Consider the following 17074-nt stretch of genomic DNA (forward strand, 5'->3'; position numbering starts at 1 on the left):
TCTCGCAGCGCGGTGATGCCGCCAAGGTCCACCGGGCGATGCGCTTCGTGGACCATGCAGGGCGGCCAACCGAAGCTTATCCGCTCAACCCGAACGGGAGTCCGGATGGCCTGACGTCCGTGACGACGGCGGATGGCCGCTTCACGGTGCTGATGCCGCACCCGGAGCGCGTGTTCCGCAATGTGCAGATGAGCTGGACATCGGGCGCGGTGTCGGCGCAGAGTCCGTGGCTGCGCATGTTCAGCAACGCCCGGAAGTGGGTCGGCTGAACGCGAGGTGAGTGTTCGACTCGGGAGGTGCTCGGGAGGGCATTTCCTGGCAAGCGCATGTGTGGGGAAAACGCTTGCCGGTTCTGGATAATGCAACGGCACCGGGATTGGTGCCGTTTTTACATCACGGCTGCGGGGTTGCGCCCGTTTCTGGCACCAGCGGGTGGGCTAGCTGGGATTGCATGGCAGCGCGGATGACCTGTGCCGCTTCATCCGCACACTCGGGCAGTTGCTCGACGCGGTCCTGCTCGATGGCCTGCAGCACGATTTCGGTCAGGGAGCCGATGATCGCGTTGGCCTGCCAGACGTTGAGTTCGCTGTCTGGCTGTTCTGCGGTGCTGGCAATCAGCTCCGCGAGTTGTTGATGCACCTTGCGCCGAGCCTGGAGACCTTCCGGTCCCACTGCCAGCACATCGATGAACAGGGTACGCATCAGCAGCGGGTTGGCTGCCAGATGGCTGAAATAGGCCTTCACGGCATGATCGACACGGGCCGGCCACTCCTGATCGGGTTCGATCGCTCTGGCGAGGCTGTTCAGGCCGCGCTGGCTGGCGTTTTCATACAGGGCGATCAGGCATTCTTGCTTGGTTCTGAAATGTTCATAGAACGTACGCTTGGATACACGCGCTGCCGTGGCAATGTCGGCAATCGTGGTATCGGCATACCCTTTGGTTGCCACGCAGCGAGCCATGCCTTCAAGAAGCCGGGTGCGGTGGTCTAGCGAAGAAGAAATTATGGCTGTTTGTTCGATCATGAGGCTTCCCCACGTCCCAATCGTACTTTAGCTTTTATTCCTAAAAGCAGCAAAACTGATAAAAAGGGGTACTTTTTATTACCGTTGTGCTAACGATGACGGCAGTTCGATAGATGTTGTTGCCATGTGACTGACTTGACATCCACCGAGACAGTGTCGGCGAATGGGCGCAGGGAGGTTGCCAGAAAGTGGTACGGTTCTTAACCGTTTATCCAGAATTTGTTTCCGCAAATCAGTGGATGATTCACGCGAAAAATTCATCACGGCGCAGGTACCGCCATTGACCTGGGGGGAGGTGGCCCAGGTTGACGCTGCCGATGCGGACCCGCTTGAGTCCGACCACCTTGAGTCCGACGGCTTCGCACATGCGCCGGATCTGGCGCTTGCGGCCTTCGCGCAGCACGAAGCGGAGCTGGTCCTCGTTCTGCCAGCTCACCTTGCAGGGCCGCAGCACATGGTCATCGAGCGTGAGGCCGTGGTTGAGCAGCGCCAGATCCGCGTCAGGCAGGCGCGGGCCGTGGTGGTACTCGACCCGGACCAGGTACTCCTTCTCGATGTTCGAGTCTTCGCCGATCAACTGGCGCGCCACCCGTCCATCCTGCGTCAGCACCAGCAGGCCGACCGAGTCGATGTCCAGCCGACCCGCAGGGGCCAGACTGCGCATGTGGCCCGGATGCCAGCGCAAGCCGGATTGGTCTTCGGTCCACTGGTTCTCGGGACGCAAGAGCACGGACGCTGGCTCGTACCCGTCTTCCGCCTGGCCGCTCACATAGCCGATCGGCTTGTTCAGCAAGATGGTGACGCGCTGGGCCTGCTCGCGGTGCGCGGCGGGATCGACCACGATCTTGTCTTCCGGGCGCACCCGCTGGCCCAGCACGGCCAGACGCCCATTGACGCGCACCCACCCCGCCTCGATCCACTCGTCGGCTTCTCGGCGCGAGGACAGCCCGAGTGCGGTCATGCGCTTGGAGAGACGGTCCCCTTCCGCGGAGGGCAGGCCGGGCGGTCGGTGCGTGGGTGTGGCAGGCGGCATCCCTGGGCGGTCGGATCCCATCTGGCGGGCGACCTGGGGGTTGACGACGCTCTTCAGTGGCCGGGTCGTTGGTGCTGGGCGGGGGGCTTCGGGCGGCTGTTGCCACTGCTGCGGTGCCGGGGCCTCGCGACGCGGCCCGCCACGGTCGGCCAGATTCTGGGCGAATCGCTGGTTATTGACGCTCAGCGGCCCGCCACCGTCCCGGCGTGGAGCCGGGGGTCGGCGGTCGTCGCGCGGCGGGGGGGCGTCGCGCTCCCGTCCCTGCTGCGGCCGTGGCGGCGGAGCGTCTCGCGGCGGCGGTCCACCTCGGTCGGCCAGATTCTGGGCAAACCGCTGGTTGTTGACGCTCAGCGGCCCGCCACCGTCCCGGCGCGGGGCGGGCGGGCGGCGTTCATCGCGCTGCTGTTGCTGCTGGGCGTTCTCTCGGTCCCATGCCTGCTGCTGCTCGATGCGCTGTGCCTGGGCTTCGGCGAGGGTCGGGCGAGGGCGTGAACCCTGGCCGCGCAGCGGGCCGCGCCCGGCGGGCTTCCCCTGGTCAGGGGAAGGGGCGGATTTCTTTTTCAAAGTGAGTGTGACCATGTCGTCGTGCCGGCACCAACGCAAGACTTCCGGAACGGAACGCCTCTGCGCCTGTGCTATCTTCTTTTGCAGTATTGAACACCAGTATCAGGCCCCGTCAATCGGGGCGTTTTCTTGTCTGGACTTGTCCTAGTCGAACTGAAGGAATGTGAACGTGGATGTCGTGATGTTGTTGAAGGCTGCGGTGATGGGCGTGGTCGAGGGGCTGACAGAGTTCCTGCCGATTTCCAGTACCGGCCACCTGATCCTTGCGGGTTCGTTGCTGGGTGGATTCGATACCGAAAGTGGCAAAGTCTTCGAGATTGCCATCCAGACCGGCGCGATCTTTGCCGTGATCCTGGTCTACTGGCAGCGCCTGTCGAACACGGTGACGCACCTCGGCAGCAGCCGTGACGCACAGCGTTTCGTGCTCAACGTGCTGATCGGCTTCCTGCCGGCGGTCGTGCTCGGCCTGGCGTTCGGCAAGACGGTCAAGGCGCATCTGTTCACGCCCGTGATCGTCGCCTCGGCCTTCATTGTCGGTGGTCTGATCATCCTGTGGGCGGAACGGCGCCCTGCGAGTTCCGTTCGGGTGTCTTCGGTGGACGACATGACCCCGCTCGATGCCCTGAAAGTGGGCCTGGTACAGTGCTTCGCGATGATTCCGGGCACCAGCCGCTCCGGCTCGACCATCATCGGCGGCATGTTGATGGGCCTGTCGCGCCAGACCGCCACGGACTTCAGTTTCTTCCTTGGCATTCCCACGCTGATCGGCGCAGGTGCCTACAGCCTCTACAAGGAGCGCGCCCACCTGTCGATGGCCGACGCCCCGGTGTTCCTGGTCGGACTGGTGTTCTCGTTCCTGTCGGCGTGGCTGTGCGTGCGCTGGCTGCTGAAGTACGTGGCGACGCACAACTTCGTGCCCTTCGCCTGGTACCGCATCGCGTTCGGGCTGGTGATCCTGCTGACGTCCTACACCGGCATGGTCAGTTGGCACGACTGAGGTCGGCGGTGCGGCGCTGGAACACCAAGTCCCAGACGCCGTGCCCGAGCTTCAGCCCCCGGTGTTCGAACTTGGTGAGCGGGCGGTAGTCGGGGCGGAGGGCATAGCCGTCGGCGGTGTTCTCCAGCGCCGGTTCGGCGGACAGCACTTCCAGCATCTGCTCGGCATACGGCTGCCAGTCGGTCGCACAGTGCAGGTAGCCGCCCGGTGCGAGCCGCGTGACCAGCCGGGCCACGAACTCGGGCTGGATCAGGCGGCGCTTGTTGTGCTTTTTCTTGTGCCATGGGTCCGGGAAGAAGATGTGGACGCCGGCGAGCGAGGCGGGCGTGATCATCTGGTCCAGCACCTCGACAGCGTCGTGCTGCACGATGCGCAGGTTCTCCAGACCCTGCTCGTCGATCAGCTTGAGCAGCGCACCGACACCGGGCGTGTGGACCTCGACCCCGAGGAAATCCACTTCCGGCCGACGCGCTGCAATTTCCGCGGTCGCTCCACCCATGCCAAAACCAATCTCCAGCACCAGCGGCGCCACGCGACCCCAGGCGGCTTGCGGATCGAGTCGCTGGTCGGTGTACGGCAGCACGTAACGCGGCCCGAGTTCCTCCAGTGCGCGCATCTGGCCCGTGCCCATGCGTCCGGCGCGGACCACGAAACTGCGGATTGCGCGGTGGTGGACGACAGGCGCATCGGGTGAGCCAGGATCGGTGTCTGCGGGCAGGGGCAATGCAGGCGAAACGGGGGTCGGATCAGTGACAGTCATGAACAAGGGGTACCGCGGCGCATGCCTTCGGTATGAATATTTCAAAATGAAATCCCTGGAACCAATGGTCTCGGGATTGAAGGGGCAAGTCCGGGCTATTTTGCCTATGCACTGGAGCGAGGCCCGCCTAGGCTCAGTGCATGAGTGATTCTGCATCAACCGTGAGGGCCTCCGAGTGGCCTGTCCGTGCGTCCAGGCGCCAATGGCTGGCACTTGCCGCGGCAGCGTCTACAGGTCTGGCGGCGAGGCCGCTTCAGGCCCGCACCCGCAAGGCGCTACCGGCTGGACCGTTGCCCGTCCTGTCCGAGCCAGTCGATCTGCTGCCGGCCGCGCTTCGAGAGCGTCTGAGTGAAACCGGTCTGGCGATCGAAGGTTTCGGCTTGCATGTGCAGCCGCTGGACGGTGGCCCCGCCGTGCTGTCCTGGCAGGCGGCGCGACCTTTCGTGCTGGCGTCCACCTCCAAGCTCATCACTTCGATGGCCGCGCTCGACCTGCTCGGCCCCGCCTACCGCTGGCGCACGCGGGCCTACCTCAGCGGCCCGCTCACCAACGGGCGGCTGCTGGGCGATCTGGTCATCCGCGGCGGAGGCGATGCCAGCCTGACCTCGCAGGACTTGCTGGCGTGGTTCCAGCAACTGCGCGAACAGGGGCTGCACGAGGTCTGGGGCGACATCATCCTCAACCGGGACGCCTTCAGCCTGCGTCCCCAGGATCTGGTCTCGACGCCGGAGCCGACGCCGGAGCGGCCCCACCATGTCCGCCCCGATGCGCTGGCGCTGGACGCGGGCGTGGTGCGCGTCGCCGTCCAGTCGGACAGCGGCGGGCGGACCAACATCCAGGTGACGCCGCCGCTGCACGATGTCAAGCTGATCAACGCGCTGGGACGCGGCGGCGCCTGTGTGGCGAACGCCGTCTACCGGGATGTCGAAGGCACGCCGCAACCGCAGTTGCAGATCAACGGCCAGTGGTCGGCCCGCTGTGGTCCGCAGCAGATCAAGTTCTCGCCCGTCAGCATGCGGGATCTGGGCTTGCGGGGGATCGAGGGATTGTGGCTGCAGGCGGGCGGGGTGCTGCGGGGGCGGGTGATCGAGCACTCCCCGTCGTCGCCCGTGCCGTGGCAACTGGCGGAGGCACAGGCTGCTGCCGGGACACCGGTGATACCGTTTTCCGAGCATGTGTCGGCGCCCCTGTCCGAGCAGTTGATCGACATGAACAAGCGCAGCGACAACCTGGTCGCGCGCCACCTGATGCTCAGCCTCGCGCCGGATTTCCCGGACCGTGCGGCGACGGCAGAGGCGGCGCAGGCCCGCGTGCGCGACTGGCTGACCCGCAAGGGGGTGCGCAAGGAATGGGTCGGGCTGGACACCGGCTCGGGCCTGTCGCGGCTGGAAAAGGCCACACCGCAGGCGATGGTGCATCTGCTGAGCCGCGCAGCCCGCGGGCCACAGGGGAAATTGCTGCTCAAGTCCCTGCCGATCGCGGGCGTGGACGGCACGCTGGAAGGGCGCATGCGTGGCGGCGTGGCCGAGGGGCAGGCTTGGTTGAAGACGGGCACGCTGCTCGATACCCGCGGTCTGGCCGGCTATGTGCGAACCCGCAGCGGGCGCATGCTGGGTGTGTGCTTGCTGGCCAACCACGCAGAAAACGTGGCGGCTGCGACGCCTGCGCTCGACGCCTGTGTCGAGTGGGCTGCGCGTCTGGCATAATCGCGCCCTGCTGTTTCAGGCGGCGCGGGTGTAGTTCAATGGTAGAACGGCAGCTTCCCAAGCTTCATACGTGGGTTCGATTCCCATCACCCGCTCCAAATCAGGCCCCAAGAAGGCCCACCAAGCACCGAAAGCCCTAGAGAATCAACGCTCTAGGGCTTTTTTGTTGCCCAAGGAACCCCAAGAAGCACCGCTTGAAGTTACCCACGATCACGGGTAGCTTTGCGGGTAACTCCAAAACCTACCCAGGAAGTTACCCATGCCCGAGAACCTGCTGAGCGATCAAGGCATCAAGAAGGCCAAACCCGGCGACAAGCCGCGCAAGCTGTCGGACGGCGGCGGGCTGCTGCTGGAGGTGCGGCCCGAGGGCGGGAAGTGGTGGCGCTGGCGGTATCGCTTCGGCGGGAAGGAGAAGATGCTCAGTCTGGGCACGTACCCTGCGGTGACGCTGGCCGATGCCCGCAAGCGGCGAGACGAGGCCCGTGCCATGGTGGCGGCTGGCACTGACCCGAGCGAGGCGCGCAAGGCGGGGAAGGCTGAACAGGAGCGCCGGCACGAGGCCGAAGCCTTGGCCGCCGCCGGTGAGCCACTGCCGGGCACCTTCGAGTACGTGGCGCGGGAGTTCCACGCCCAGGAGGTTGACGGCTGGTCACCATCGCACGCTCAGAAGTGGCTGCGGTCCTGCGAACTTGACCTGTTCCCAGTACTGGGCGCGCTGCCGCTGGCCAGCATCAACGCCCCCGTGCTGCTGGACGCCCTGCGCCGGGTAGAAAAGCGCGGGGCGATCATCACCGCGCACGGTCTGCGCCAGTACGCGGGGCAGGTGTTCCGCTACGGCATCCAGACCGGACGATGCGAGCGCAACCCGTCGGTGGACCTGACCGGCGCGCTGAAGTCCAAGCCGGTGCGCCACATGGCCGCGGTGCTGGAGCCTGTCGGCGTCGGCGAACTGTTGCGCAACATCGGCGGGTACGTCGGCCAGCCGCTGACCCGGGGCGCGCTGCTGCTGTCGGCGCTGACGTTCCAGCGGCCCGGCAACGTGCGGGCGATGGAGTGGGCGGAGATCGACACCGACGCGGCGCTGTGGACCATCCCGGCCGCCAAGATGAAACGCACGATCCACGGCAAGAACAACGGCCGCCCGCACATGGTCCCGCTGGCTGCCCAGGCGCTGCAGGTGCTGGAAGAGTTGTGCCCGCACTCGGGATCGGGGCAGTACGTGTTTCCGTCGCTGCTGTCCGGCCAGCGGTGCATGAGCGAGAACACCATCCGGGCCGCGCTGCGCCGCATGGGCTACGGCAACGAGGACATGACCGCCCACGGCTTCCGAGCGATGGCGCGCACGCTGATCATCGAGCGCCTGCCGGGCATCAGCCCCGACGTGATCGAGGCCCAGCTCGCGCACGGCAAGTCCGGGCCGCTGGGCATGGCCTACGACCGGGCCGAGTTCATGGACCAGCGCCGCAAGATGATGCAGACGTGGGCGGACTACCTGGACCGGCTGCGGGACGGGGCGCAGGTGATCCCGTTCAAGGCGGCGTGAGGTGTGGTGAATTGGGGCTTGTCGGGGCTTTGTGTGGCACCTTGGATCGACGTAAGACCCACATGCGACACTGTCGTTTCACCAAGGGAATTTCACATGATCAGGGCATCCGACGCCGCCCGCTACTTCCTGTCGCTGTCCGATGAGGAAGCCGGGGACACCATCTCGAACCTGAAGCTCCAGAAGCTGCTGTACTACGCGCAGGGCTTTCATCTGGCGCTGTTCGACGCGCCGCTGTTCGGCGACCGCATCGAGGCATGGACCCATGGCCCCGTGGTGCCTTCGGTCTACCGTGACTACAAGGTCCACGGCGCGGGCGCGATTCCACTGCCGAGTGACTTTGACCCTGCGTCACTCGATCAGCAAGCCCGTGAACTGCTGGATGAAGTCAACGACGTGTACGGGCAGTATTCGGCCTGGAAGCTGCGCAACATGACCCATGTGGAATCGCCGTGGTGCGATGCCTATGCCGAGGGGCCGAGCACGCCGATTGAGTCGGTTGCCATGAAGGCGTACTTCCAGACGCTGCTGAAGAACTGACCTGTGGCAGGCAAGCGGCTACAGCGCCCGACCGACAACGAGGGCCGGCGGATTACCGCGCACCCTGCTGCGGGAGCATCCAGCCAGCACCTGAGGCCAAAGTTCTCGCTGGAGTACCTGGACAAGACGTTCTGCCTGTCGGCCTGCACGAGAGACGAGAAGGCGGCGTTTGCTGATCGGTTGCACCAGCTCAGTCAGTTGACGTGGCAGGACATCGCAGGGGCTGGGCGGCATGGTCAGGGCTGCGAAACCATCACCCGAAGCGCCATCAGTGCGCCCATCCCGGCCTGCATCACCGACGAAGTGCGGATCATCGCGTTCCGGTGCATCGGCAAGGCGCCGATGGTCGGGTATCGGGTTGATGAAGTCTTCTTCGTGGTCTGGATCGACCGGGGTTTCAGTCTGTACAACCACGGCTGAGGCGGCCGAAACAGGGGTCACGACCCATGCCGAAACGACAGCACTCACAGCACTGAGAGCACTGGCCAGGTGGAACACCACGGGCGGCGCCCACCGTCGTCCTGACAGGCACAGAACACCCCGCATGGCCCCAGCAAGGCCCGCCGCGCCTGCTACCCTGACAGGTGCCGCGCCTACTCCGACGGGAGGAACACCGGGCGCCCCACCTGGTCGGCGCGGCACTTCATCGGTGGGGCTGCGTTGGGGAACGCATGGACGAGAACTTGATCGTCGAATGGCGGCGCAGGGAGGTGTTGTCGCCCAACTGGGCGTTGCGTGCGCCGCTGTGGTCGCTGTGGTCGGAGCGCCGTTCTGCGGAGCTGTGGCAAGCGGTTGCCCTGAGCCTGGACTACGACCCGCTGTATCGTTTCCAACTGGGCGTTTTCGCGGCCGTCGCAAGCACGACCCCCAAGCCAAAGCCATCCACTGAACCGCGACAGCGGGGCGATGACCCGTCCAGCTTCCAGACGATTGAACTACGCGAACGGCTGCGCAGAAATTCGGGCTTCGTACTCCGTCTTGAAGCTGCGACTGATCAACTCGGTAGTGCCGAGGCAGGCGAGCGCACGAAGGTCAGCTTCCATGATTTCCGGCGGCTCGCGGATCGGTTGAACTGGCACCTGCCGGAAGGTTTCGTGTCGCTCGCGCCATGCACGCCCAGCGTCAGCGAGGTACCGCTCAAGCCTGTACGTGGTGTTCCCGCAGCCATCGCCCACGAGAACGCTGTCCTCGCCAAGCTGCAAGAACTTGGCTTTGAACCACTGGCACTTCCACCACCCCCGCGAGGATTATCGTCACCGGCGAAACAGGCGGTGCTCACCGCGCTGAGCCGAGACGATGAGGACACCCGGTACGAGAAGGCATGGAAGAGGCTCACCAAGGAGGAGCGGATCAAGTACCGCTGACCCGGTGCCAAGCTGGGGCCGGGTACCGGGTTGAATGGCACCGGGTTGGCACGGCATCGTGGCAAACATGAACACCACAACACCCCAAGCAGCCCCGCTTTGCCCCACCAGCGCCGTAGCGCCGACCACCTCGGCCAGGATGTCGGCGCACATCGCACCTGAGCTTGCCGACCTGACACGCCTGTCTATCCGCCAGGTGTCCGCTCTGGTTGGACTGTGCGACCAAGCCATCCGCGACCGGATCAAGGCCAGCAAATTCCCGGCCGCCGATCACCGTGACGGCCCGCGCTGCGTGCGCTGGTCGGCCGGACTGATCCGCCAGTGGCTTGCGGCCACCCGCACGCCACAGTAAGAGGCGGCGATGCAGACCACCCTCAAAAACAAAGAAGGGATGAGCGGCGCAAACGCTCATCCCCCCAAGCCTCCCGCCTCATGGTGATCGATGCTCCGTCCCAGGAGCGCATCGTGGCCCTGCACGCCATCCGCGACGCCAACCCGGGCCAGTCCGGGACGCGGCAATGTGATCGACTGCTGGCGGCCCTGCGTCAGTTCGGTTTGGTCACCACCTATGAGGCGTCTCGGTACCTGGATCTGTACGACCCCCGAGCACGAAAGATGGATTTGCGCAACGCAGGCCACCCAATCGCGACGATGTGGTGTCACACGCCTACCGAGTCAGGCGACCTGCACCGCATCGGCGCGTATTACCTGGCTCGTGATGCGGCACAGCAACACCTCGCGCCGGTTGAGGCCAGCCCAAAACAGAAACAGTCTGCGAATAAAAGCACAGCAAAGCATCCAAAATAATGAAAAGAACTTCATAAATATGGGCTGGGTGTTTTGTGCCTGAAAAAGCATATTTAAGAAGATAAAAGAACGAGAAAGCACAAAACAGCTCTGACTGCATCCGCTTGACGCCTATACCCGCGTCGCTGCAGTATTTGGCTGCCTAACCGGAGATACCTTTGATCATCTCGCCTATAACCGTCAAGAAATCAGTGCCTGCAGTTGCCACTATTTACATCACCTATTGCCACAACGCGCATCGAGGTGATACGCTACGTCTGTCACTGCAAAAAACAGTGATGCGGGCTTGGTCGCCCGGTAGCTTTGGCGCAGTAGCCGCGCCTGACGCGGCTTTTTCACGTCCTCATCGGCGTGACACTGCGCGCATGGTTCCGTCTATGGCGGGCCGTGTGGGGACACCGCAAGGTGTGCCGGTTCCAAAGCCCGGTCGACCAACCCCGCACGGTCTGCCACCCTCTCTTGGTCGGGAGGGCGGCAGGTTCAACACCTGTTGCTTTGGAGCCATCATGGCTGACACCACCACCGCGCCCGCATCGGGCCGCGTGATACTGCGCCGTCCCGCGCAACCTTCACCCCGTCCTGCACCCACCAGCGAGTACGCCCGCGCCTACATGCTGCGCATCGCTCGCCAGTTGGCCGAACGCAACGCCGCCCGCCGGGCTGCACGTCGTGCTGACCTTCGCGCCAAAGCCTTCGAGCTGGTGGCGGCTGACCGGATCGGGGGTGCGCGATGAGCAGCGCCCTGACGTTCGAGACGGTCGAGTTCAAGGTGATCGACCACAAGGGTAAGACTTGGCTTCGGGCCGCTGACATCGCCCAGGCGCTCGGCTACAGCCGTGGCGACAAGATCAGCCGGATCTACCGCACCCACGCCCGCGAGTTCTCCGCCGACATGACGGTTCTCGTGGACATCCCTGACCCAGAACACCTTTTGTGTGTTCCGGATCAACCAGAACCCCGAAGTGGGGTTCCGGGTCTGACCAGAAGCGTGCGCCTCTTCTCGCTGCGTGGGGCGCACCTGCTGGGCATGTTCGCCCGCACACCCAAGGCAGAAGCGTTCCGCCGCTGGGTGCTGGACGTGCTCGAAGGTGTCACCCACGCCCCCGCCGACCTGCACGCCCGACTGCTCGCTGCCGAACGCGAAGAAGCCAAGTCCTTCGCCCAGGCGAGCAACGCAGCGCGCACGCTGTCCTTGCGCCGGCGTGCCAAGCCGATCCTGCTGGAAGCCGTTACCCGTGCCCGTGCCGAGGTACAGATGGTGCTGGCGCTGGAAGGCGGTGCAGCATGACCCCCGAACAGGGCACCGCCACCCACACCCCCGGCCCGTGGCGCTTCGATGCAGCGGCTGGCGCAGTTGTCACCGCTGCTGGTGACTCTGTGGCCGTCGTGTGCTTCCACGCCGCCGACAGCATGGCGCAGGAGAACGAGAACGGCCGGTTGATCGCCGCCGCACCGCTGCTGCTACGGGCTGCCCAGCTCGCGCTGGATGAGATGACTTCGCCGGTCAAAGCCCAAGATCCCGCCGAAATGCTGGCGCTGATCGTGCGCGACCTGCGGGAAGCCATCGACAGCGCCAGCACCACCCCCACCGAATCCCCACCCCGAGCCTGAAACATGGCCCCCAAACCTCAGGCCGGCACTGCCGGTCGCGCCGCTGCTTTGCCTCAACCCACCCACCGCCCCAAGGAAATGACCATGAACACCACGACCACCACCGCATCGACCGCCACCACTGACAACACCGTCCCGGCTCGCGTCAACTTCGCAGAAGCCTGCATGGGCTACGTGGCCAGCGCACGCAGCACCCTGCCTGACACAGACGGTGTGGAAGACGTTCGCGCCCATGGGCTGCGGATCGTCAGCGGCACCCTCCTGGAGTCGCTGGACGAAGAAGATCCGGCACAAGTCAGCGGTCTCCTGACCGAAGCCGGCGTCGTTCTCGAATTGATCCGCCGGTCGCTGGTGGCCGATGGTGACAAGGCACCGGCCCGCGCACTGCCGCTGATCGAACTGGCCCGCGCCGAACTGGCCGACGCACTGGCCTGCGGAACTGGTGCGTGATGACCGCGCTGCACCTCACCCGGTTCACCAGCGCGCGCCCCGAGCGGCTGACCAAGGTGCTGCGCCTGGACGAGGCGGGGCACCTGGTCAAGCAGGCCGGCGCCGACATGGTGCAGGGCACGGCCGAGCATCTGCAGAGCACTGGCGGCCTGGCTGCGCTGTCGCAGTGCCTCGACGCGCTGGAGCCCAATCAGGCGGTCGGCTGGGGCGTGCCGAAGGGCAGCGCACCGGGTGCCTATCTGGCTGTCGTCACCCGTGACGAACTGGCCGCGCATGAGGGCGACCCGGGCGCCATCGCCCGCGACCGGGCGCACTTCGAGTATCCGACCGGCCCCGGCGTGCTGATGCTCGACCACGACGGCGGATTCGAGGGCGAGGAACTGACGGTGGACGAGCTGCGCGCCCGGCTCATCACCGCCTGCCCAGCGTTGACCGATGCGCCGATGCTTTGGCGCCCCAGTGCATCGGCCGGTGTCGTGGCCCCGGACGGCCGCGTGCTCACGGGCCTGACGCGGCACCGGATTTACATCCCGGTGCGCCGCGCCGCCGACATCCCCGAGGCCGGCAAGCGTCTGGTGTCCCTGCTGTGGGAGGCAACCCGCGCCATACCGGGCCGTTTCGCGTGGGCAGAGGTCGGCAAGGCCGGGCAGGTGCTGATGCGTGGCCTGCTGGATGCCCAGGTGTGGCAACCCGAGCGCCTGGACTTCGCGGCCGGCCCGATCCTGCACGACGGCCTGACCCGCCCAGGCACTGCGGCCCGCGTGTTCGGCGATCCGCTGGCGCTGTTCAACCTCGGCATGATCGGCCGCGCCGACGACAAGGCCGCCCAGGCTGCCCAGCGCGACGCCCGCAAGGCGGTAGCCCCACGCGCCGCGGCGGCCCGCGAGAAGTGGGCGGCCGAGAAGGCGCCCGAGCTGTCGCAGCGCCGCGGCATCCCGGTGGACAAGGCCCGCTCGATCCTGTTGCGCGCGGCCGGTGACACCCGCGTGCTGATGGGCGACTTCGAGCTGATCGGGCAGGACGGCCAGCGCGTCACCGTCGGCGACGTGCTCGACCGCACCGACCACTGGCACAACGCCCGCTTCGCCGACCCGCTCGACCCGGATCAGGATCGGCGGGTGGCGCACGTCAACCTCAAGACCGGCGGGCGCCCCTTCCTGCACACGCACCGGCATGGCGGTCTGCGCTTCGAGCTGCGCCGGCAGTCGGCCCGGGTGCAGGTCGGCGCTGGCCGGCGCATCGAGGCCACCGACGCGGTGCTGCAGGTCATGCGCGACCGCTGCGAGCTGTACGAGTTCGGCGAAGGAGCGGTTGCCTATGTCGCCGAGGGCAAGGCGCGCACGGTGTCGGCGGACTGGCTGCTGGACCACATGGGCCGGGTGTGTGAGTTCTACCGGCTGCGCAAGAAAGAGGACGAGGACGGCAACGTCACCACCACCGAGGCGCCCGAGGACGCGCCGAGTGCCATCGCCCGCGCTGTCCTGGCGAAGCATGGCAGTCGCGGCTTCGCCCGGTTGGTCGGCGTCGTCACAGCGCCCACGCTGCGCCCGGATGGCTCGATCCTGGACAAGCCCGGCCACGATGCCGATTCGGGCCTGTTCTACTGGTCCGACCTGACCCACCAGCCGGCCATCCGCGCCAGTGTCAGCCCGGCCGAAGCACTGCAGGCGCTGCGGGTGCTGTGGCAGCCGTTCCGCTTGTTCCCGCTGGTGGACGATGTGGCCCGCGGCGTGGCGCTGCATGGGCTGCTGACGGCTGCCATCCGTGCGAGCTTGCCTACCGCACCGGGCATTGGCTTCGACGCCCCGGCGGCAGGGTCCGGCAAGACGCTGCTGGCCCGATGCATCGGCATCTTGTCCATCGGCACAGATCCGGCCATCCTGCCACCGGCCGACAACGACGAGGAAACCCGAAAGCGCCTGTTCGCCGCGCTGCGCGATGGCCACCGCGTGATCCTGTGGGACAACGTGCGCGAGCCGCTGGGCAATGCCGCGCTCGACAGCTTCCTGACCGCTGCGACCTTCGCCGACCGCATCCTGGGCAGCAGCGAGACGGCGAGCTTGCCGAACCGGGCCATGTTCATCGCCACGGGCAACAACCTGCGGCTCAGTTCGGACACCTGCCGCCGGGTGCTGCTGGCCCGCATCGACGCGGAGACGGAGACGCCCTACACGCGGGACTTCAGCTTTGACCCCGCCACCGAAATCAGCGAGCACCGCCCCCGCTACGTCGTGGCGGCGCTGTCGATCATCCGGGCCTACATCACCGCCGGGCGACCGAAGGCGGCGAAGGGGCGCACGGCCAGCTTCGAGACATGGGACGACCTGGTGCGGCAGCCGCTGTGCTGGCTGGCCGGGCTGGTGCGCGCGCACAACGCGCAGCACCCGGGCGACCTGCTGCCCATGTTCGATGACCCGATGAAGGCGGCGGCACTCGCCTTCGAGGCAGACCCGGAGACGGCCAAGCACGGTGCGCTGCTGGAAGCGTGGCACCAGGCGTTCGGCACCACGCCGACCACGGTGGCCCAGGCGATCAAGCGGGCGGCGCTGTCGTTCAGCGACGAATCCACGCCGCTGGGTGATGCGCTGGATGAAATCGCAGGCCAAGGCGGGCGGGTGAACGTGCGGATCGCCGGGCGCTGGCTCGACAAGATGCAGGGCCGCATCGTGGCCGGCAAGCTGTTCGTGCGCGGCTCGCGGGGTGCTGCTGGACAGCTCTGGTCGGTAAAGTTGCATCGGCGACCAGTCCAAAACGACAGCACTGACAGCACTCACAGCACTTTCGACCCGAAAACACCCCTGAAAAGTGCTCTCAGTGCTGTCAGTGCTGTGAATTCCGGTCAAGGCGCGACCCTGCTTTCGGCGGTAGCCGTGCCCGAGGAGCTGTGACATGGGCGCCCCTGCCTTGCTCCAAGACCTTCGGCGGCGTGGCCTGTCGGTAGCGGTGAAGCCCGGCGGCGACAGGCTGCTGGTGTCCCCGCCGGGCGTCTTGACCGATGCCGACCGCACCCAGATCCGCACCCACCGGGCCGAGTTGATCGGCCTGCTGCAGCAACCGCCCGAGGTGCTGGCACTGGTCGGCATGACCACCGACGACGCCGGCCGCTTGTCCGACTACTTCGGGCTGGCGCTGCGCCACGGGTTCGGCACCGACGACGCCGAGCAGATCGCCGCTCAGTTGCGACTGAGAGACCGCACGGGCCTGGACATGGCCATGTGCATCGAGTGCCGCCGGCTGGAGGGCCGCCGCTGTGGCGCTGCCCGAGCCGGCCAGATGACCAGCGCCAGCCGCCAGTTCGAGCCGATCCGGGCCGAGTTGGTGCGCTGCACCCACTTCACCGCCACCACGAGAAGCGCACCATGAACGACCCCTTCCCCTACACCACCGCGGCCGACTTCCGCGCCGTGTTGAACGACCACCCGACCCTTCCCGCGCTGGAAGAGCTGATGGACTGCGCGCCGGTGGACCTCGACGCCTTCAACGACCGGATGGAAGGCATCGTTGCGCACAAGGACAGTGCCAGCCCTGCCGAGTCCCGCGAAGCCGTCCACGCTGCCCTGATGGCCTGCGCACTGCCGGGGCACGTCGTTGATGCCGAGTTCGCCACGCTGATCCATCAGGCCATCGTCGTGGCAGGCAAGCTCACGCGGGCGGGCCGTGCCGTGCTGCTGGCCGCTCTTGCCGAGGCGATCCGCACCCGTGACGCCGACAGTCTGGTGCTGGCGCTGGGCATGGCGCCATACAGCAGCGGGGCTTACGTCGAACGCCTGCGTGCGCTGGCGGATGCCACCGACCCCAGCGAGCCGAACGACGCCGAGCGCCTGCGCCGTGACCAGGTGAGCGCCCTGCAGGCCAGTGCAACCGCCCCGATGGATGACGAGATGGCCGGCGCCATCTGCGACGCGCTGCAGGCATGGAACACCGTCCGAAGCGAGACGCCGCAGCAGAAGGCGATCCGGGAGGCGTTCACCCACGCACGCACCCTCATGGACACGCTAGGGGAGGATGACCCGCGCACGTTCGCCGCCGTCGTCAAGGCCCTGAACCTGCAAGACCCCGGTTGCACTGATCGGATGATGGCGGAGTGCGGAATCCACCTCCGGACGCCTGACCGCTGCACGCCTGAGGGTGAACCGCTGTTCAGCCTGGAAGCCGTGGCCGATGCGCTGGGCGCCGACCCCGAGGAACTGCTGGTGCAGGCCCAGAAGCTTGAGGGCTTCGGGCTGGTTGCACTGCACACCGGCCCCAGCCACGTCCTGCAATGACCACGCCACCCACCAACAAGGGCAACCCAAGCCAGACTGGCGACGACTTCCGCACCTCGGCCGCGAAGAGTGAGAAGGCTCAGGAGACGCAGATCGGGCTTCTGAAGAGCATCGAGCGCAAGCAGCCGGCCGCGGTCGATTCACCGCCGGCCGCGCCGGGGGTCATGGGCGTGCTGTCGCGGCTGGGTCGGCTGTGGCGCCAGCAGGAACGACCGGTGGCCACCTCGACACCGACGCTGCTGGCACCAGCTCCGGTCTCTGTAGCGCCTTCACCCATGGTGGCGCCACCTCCGGTCCCTTTGGTGCTACCGGTTCGACCAGGCTCGACACCAGCACGCAGGCCACCGCCGACCATGGCGCCGAAAACACCAGCGCCAGCGCCGAACCCTTCACCGGCAGCAGGGCCGCAGA

General features: G+C 66.4%; 20 protein-coding genes and 1 tRNA gene. 18 read left to right on the plus strand and 3 right to left on the minus strand.

Annotation, left to right across the window (positions count from 1 at the left end; genetic code table 11):
* Positions 1-269: phosphoribosylformylglycinamidine synthase subunit PurQ (locus QZW52_RS13915; RefSeq protein WP_293999920.1), on the plus strand; the 269-nt coding region annotated here is incomplete at its 5' end.
* 124 nt (positions 270-393) lie between these two features.
* Here QZW52_RS13915 and QZW52_RS13920 read toward each other — a convergent pair.
* Together QZW52_RS13920 and QZW52_RS13925 are read right to left on the minus strand one after the other, a co-directional pair.
* Entirely contained in the window at positions 394-1023 is a 630-nt protein-coding gene (locus QZW52_RS13920; protein ID WP_293999922.1) for a TetR/AcrR family transcriptional regulator, read from the minus strand.
* Positions 1024-1267: 244 nt separating this feature from the next.
* A complete protein-coding gene (locus QZW52_RS13925; protein ID WP_293999924.1) occupies positions 1268-2635 on the minus strand; it encodes a pseudouridine synthase in 1368 nt (455 codons plus the stop codon).
* A gap of 154 nt (positions 2636-2789) precedes the next feature.
* Here QZW52_RS13925 and QZW52_RS13930 point away from each other — a divergent pair, with 154 nt between their 5' ends.
* The gene (locus tag QZW52_RS13930; RefSeq protein WP_293999925.1) at positions 2790-3617 is read left to right on the plus strand and encodes an undecaprenyl-diphosphate phosphatase; all 828 of its coding nucleotides are present in this window, start codon (positions 2790-2792) and stop codon (positions 3615-3617) included.
* Here QZW52_RS13930 and trmB read toward each other — a convergent pair.
* Positions 3601-4377 (minus strand): tRNA (guanosine(46)-N7)-methyltransferase TrmB, encoded by a 777-nt coding sequence (trmB, locus tag QZW52_RS13935; protein ID WP_293999927.1) that lies wholly within the window; start codon positions 4375-4377, stop codon positions 3601-3603. The two genes, QZW52_RS13930 and trmB, sit on opposite strands and share 17 nt — an antisense overlap.
* Before the next feature lie 290 nt (positions 4378-4667).
* Between trmB and dacB the strand changes: the two genes are divergently transcribed.
* The 16 genes from dacB to QZW52_RS14015 all read left to right on the plus strand — a co-directional run.
* Positions 4668-6083, plus strand: coding sequence for a D-alanyl-D-alanine carboxypeptidase/D-alanyl-D-alanine endopeptidase (gene dacB / locus QZW52_RS13940; protein ID WP_293999928.1), 1416 nt, complete (start codon positions 4668-4670; stop codon positions 6081-6083).
* A 24-nt stretch (positions 6084-6107) separates the two neighbouring features.
* Positions 6108-6181, plus strand: a tRNA-Gly gene (locus tag QZW52_RS13945).
* Between the two features lie 161 nt (positions 6182-6342).
* Positions 6343-7626 (plus strand): tyrosine-type recombinase/integrase, encoded by a 1284-nt coding sequence (locus tag QZW52_RS13950; RefSeq protein ID WP_293999929.1) that lies wholly within the window; start codon positions 6343-6345, stop codon positions 7624-7626.
* Between the two features lie 96 nt (positions 7627-7722).
* Positions 7723-8166 (plus strand): Panacea domain-containing protein, encoded by a 444-nt coding sequence (locus QZW52_RS13955; RefSeq protein WP_293999930.1) that lies wholly within the window; start codon positions 7723-7725, stop codon positions 8164-8166.
* Positions 8167-8169: 3 nt separating this feature from the next.
* Positions 8170-8586: a hypothetical protein gene (locus tag QZW52_RS13960; RefSeq protein WP_293999931.1), complete on the plus strand. Its 417-nt coding sequence runs from the start codon at positions 8170-8172 to the stop codon at positions 8584-8586.
* 251 nt (positions 8587-8837) lie between these two features.
* Positions 8838-9530 (plus strand): hypothetical protein, encoded by a 693-nt coding sequence (locus QZW52_RS13965; RefSeq protein ID WP_293999933.1) that lies wholly within the window; start codon positions 8838-8840, stop codon positions 9528-9530.
* A gap of 67 nt (positions 9531-9597) precedes the next feature.
* The gene (locus QZW52_RS13970; RefSeq protein ID WP_293999935.1) at positions 9598-9882 is read left to right on the plus strand and encodes a helix-turn-helix transcriptional regulator; all 285 of its coding nucleotides are present in this window, start codon (positions 9598-9600) and stop codon (positions 9880-9882) included.
* A gap of 80 nt (positions 9883-9962) precedes the next feature.
* The gene (locus tag QZW52_RS13975; RefSeq protein WP_293999937.1) at positions 9963-10337 is read left to right on the plus strand and encodes a helix-turn-helix domain-containing protein; all 375 of its coding nucleotides are present in this window, start codon (positions 9963-9965) and stop codon (positions 10335-10337) included.
* Positions 10338-10843: 506 nt separating this feature from the next.
* Positions 10844-11071, plus strand: a complete 228-nt coding sequence (locus QZW52_RS13980; protein ID WP_293999938.1) for a hypothetical protein — start codon at positions 10844-10846, stop codon at positions 11069-11071.
* The gene (locus QZW52_RS13985) at positions 11068-11625 is read left to right on the plus strand and encodes a BRO-N domain-containing protein (RefSeq protein WP_293999940.1); all 558 of its coding nucleotides are present in this window, start codon (positions 11068-11070) and stop codon (positions 11623-11625) included. Before QZW52_RS13980 ends, QZW52_RS13985 begins: the two co-directional genes overlap by 4 nt.
* On the plus strand, positions 11622-11948 hold the full coding sequence (locus tag QZW52_RS13990; protein WP_293999942.1) for a hypothetical protein: 327 nt from the start codon (positions 11622-11624) through the stop codon (positions 11946-11948). The genes QZW52_RS13985 and QZW52_RS13990 overlap by 4 nt, the downstream gene beginning before the upstream one ends.
* 84 nt (positions 11949-12032) lie before the next feature.
* Positions 12033-12398 (plus strand): hypothetical protein, encoded by a 366-nt coding sequence (locus QZW52_RS13995; protein ID WP_293999943.1) that lies wholly within the window; start codon positions 12033-12035, stop codon positions 12396-12398.
* Complete coding sequence (locus QZW52_RS14000) at positions 12398-15286, plus strand: hypothetical protein (protein WP_293999944.1); 2889 nt, start codon at positions 12398-12400, stop codon at positions 15284-15286. Before QZW52_RS13995 ends, QZW52_RS14000 begins: the two co-directional genes overlap by 1 nt.
* Position 15287: 1 nt before the next feature.
* Positions 15288-15761 (plus strand): TubC N-terminal docking domain-related protein, encoded by a 474-nt coding sequence (locus tag QZW52_RS14005; RefSeq protein WP_293999946.1) that lies wholly within the window; start codon positions 15288-15290, stop codon positions 15759-15761.
* Positions 15758-16663: a hypothetical protein gene (locus QZW52_RS14010; RefSeq protein ID WP_293999948.1), complete on the plus strand. Its 906-nt coding sequence runs from the start codon at positions 15758-15760 to the stop codon at positions 16661-16663. Before QZW52_RS14005 ends, QZW52_RS14010 begins: the two co-directional genes overlap by 4 nt.
* A gap of 193 nt (positions 16664-16856) precedes the next feature.
* A partial coding sequence (locus QZW52_RS14015; protein ID WP_293999950.1) for a hypothetical protein occupies positions 16857-17074 on the plus strand: 218 nt, incomplete at its 3' end.

The organism is Sphaerotilus sp. (assembly GCF_013299175.1).
Lineage (GTDB): Bacteria > Pseudomonadota > Gammaproteobacteria > Burkholderiales > Burkholderiaceae_C > Sphaerotilus.